The sequence below is a fragment of the Halomonas sp. 707B3 genome (genome assembly GCF_024158645.1).
Lineage (GTDB): Bacteria > Pseudomonadota > Gammaproteobacteria > Pseudomonadales > Halomonadaceae > Vreelandella > Vreelandella lionensis.
On record NZ_JAMZBE010000265.1, the window covers coordinates 1 to 2,246 of the forward strand.

The window sequence follows — 2,246 nt, forward strand, 5'->3', positions numbered from 1 at the left end:
GCCATAACCCCCATAGCCAGACGCCAATACCGCCGATAAGGCCGGCAATCATGCCTTTGCGGTTGGCACCCGGCCAATAGAGCAGCGCTAGAAGGCCCGGCAAACACTGCGCCATGCCTACAAAGGCGGCCAACCCGAGGTTCGTCAGGGAGTGATAGCGCCCGACGCTTTCGGCAAACAGCCAGCCACCGAAAATGACGGCCCCGACCAGCCCCCGGCGCAGCCACAGCAGCCAGCCGTAGAGGTCGCTACGTGCCTCTGGAGGGCGGGCTACCAGCACAATGTGATTCAACACCATGCCGGAGAGCGCGAGCGCGATCATCATCATGGTGCCGCTGGCGGCCGCCAGCCCACCAATAAAGGCCAGCGCACCGACCCACCAGTGCTCGGTCATCAGATACGCCGCGTAGGCGGCGAGCGGCACGCTCTCGTTGGCCGACTGCGCCGCCCATAAGATCAGCGGCACCGGTAGCGCCATCAAGAGCAAAAAGAGCGGCAGGGTCCAGCTAGCCTGCAGTAGGGTATGGCGAGAGAGGCTTTCGGCAAAGGTGATCTGAAACAGGTGCGGCATCATAAAGGCCGCCGCGAAAAACAGCAGCAGAAGCGTACGCCACTGGGGGGCTTCTAACTGAGGGGTGGTAGCTTGTAGAGCGGCCCCTGGGCCTTCTAGCCAGCGCTGTAAATCTTGAGGCCCGTCAAACACCCACCACAGGGCAATGGCACCGAGCCCGAGCATGGCAAGCAGTTTGATCACCGACTCAAAGGCAATCACGCTCAGCAGCGTATCGTGGCGGTGCCGATGGCTGTGGCGGGCGCCAAACAGCACGGCGCAGCCTGCAATGACCGCGCAGAATAGCAGCGCTACCGCCGCGCTGTAGCGACTGCCGGTCAGTAGTTGGACGGCATCGCTCAAGGTTTGCACCTGAATGCCCAGCAGCGGTAATACGGCAAATAGGCTAAGCAGCGTGACGAGCGTTCCCGCCCAGCGGGAGCGGTAGCGAAAGGCGAACAGATCCGCCAATGAAGAGAGCTGGTAAGTGCGGGTAATGCGCTGAATCGGTACCAGCAGCACAGGGGCGAGTAAGAAAGCTCCCGCTGGCCCTAGGTAGTAAGCGAGGTAGCCAAACCCGGCATTCGCGGCTAATTCGATGCTGCCATAAATTGCCCAGGCGCTGGCGTATACGCCGAGCGCTAGGGTATACACCATCGGGTGGCGAGTAATGCGCACTGGCACCCAGCCCCGCTCGACGGCCATGCCGCAGCCAAACAGCAGCCCAAGGTAGCTAAGCCCCAGTAATACAACGCCTATCAGCTCAGCGTTCATCTAACTTCCTCTTCTGCTCAAGCCATAGCGTCAGGGCAATCAGGACGCCCCAAATCGCAAAAGGGCGGTACCAGGCCACGCTCGGGTCGCCCCAGCCATCCATAAACAGCGGTGATAGCAGGTAGCCGCCAAACACAAGAAATAGCATGATGCGGTAGACGTACATCTTACTGCTCCGGTGGAGTGGGGCGATGGGCAAGCGGTGCCAGGCGTGACACCGACCAGTTCTCTATTGCCCAGCGTAGCTGCGCTTCCGGCGATTCATCGACAAGCGCTGGCGGTGGCGCTTGGTCGAGTAGCTGCAGCGCCTGAAAGAGCTGGCGGCGTATCCCGGTGCTCTCTTCGGCTAGGGCGGGCGCTAGGTTCTGCTTGGAGAGCTTTTGGCCATCCGTAGTTACCACTAATGGTAGGTGCAGGTAACGAGGTGTTGGTAGGCTTAGCGCTGCCTGTAACTGCTGCTGCCAAGGCGTGTTATCCAGCAGGTCGTACCCGCGCACGATATTGGTAATGCCCTGGTGGGCGTCATCCACCACCACCGCGAGCTGGTAGGCCCATAATTGATCTTTGCGCTTTAACACTACGTCGCCCAGTTCGGCGGGGTCGAAGTGCTGCTCGCCGAACAGCCGATCATTCCAACCTACGGGGCGTTTGGCGAGGTCGCTGCGCAACCGCCATGCGACCGGCTTGGTGGCATCGCACACGCCGTTTCGGCACCAGCCGGGGTAGATGTCAAAGGCCTGCCACTGCTTACGCGAGCAACTGCATGGATACGCCAGCCCCTGTTCAACGAGCTGATCCAGCGCGTGCTGGTAGGCATCATGACGATGGCTTTGCCATATCACTTCCCCATCCCACGTTAGTCCAAAGGCCTCTAGCTGGCGCAAAATAGTGCTGTCTGCGCCTTCTGGGCAGCGTGGCGGGT

At 60.8% G+C, this 2,246-nt stretch carries 2 protein-coding genes and 1 pseudogene; all 3 read right to left on the minus strand.

Annotated features, from left to right (window positions below):
- A pseudogene (locus BIS10_RS18445) lies at positions 1 to 1,324 on the minus strand (ATPase); the annotation flags it as partial.
- A complete protein-coding gene (locus tag BIS10_RS18450) occupies positions 1,314 to 1,490 on the minus strand; it encodes a hypothetical protein (RefSeq protein ID WP_192859188.1) in 177 nt (58 codons plus the stop codon). The pseudogene BIS10_RS18445 and the gene BIS10_RS18450, both read right to left, overlap by 11 nt.
- 1 nt (position 1,491) lies before the next feature.
- Positions 1,492 to 2,246 (minus strand): tRNA glutamyl-Q(34) synthetase GluQRS (gluQRS, locus tag BIS10_RS18455; RefSeq protein WP_253507653.1); only part of this gene is annotated, 755 nt, incomplete at its 5' end.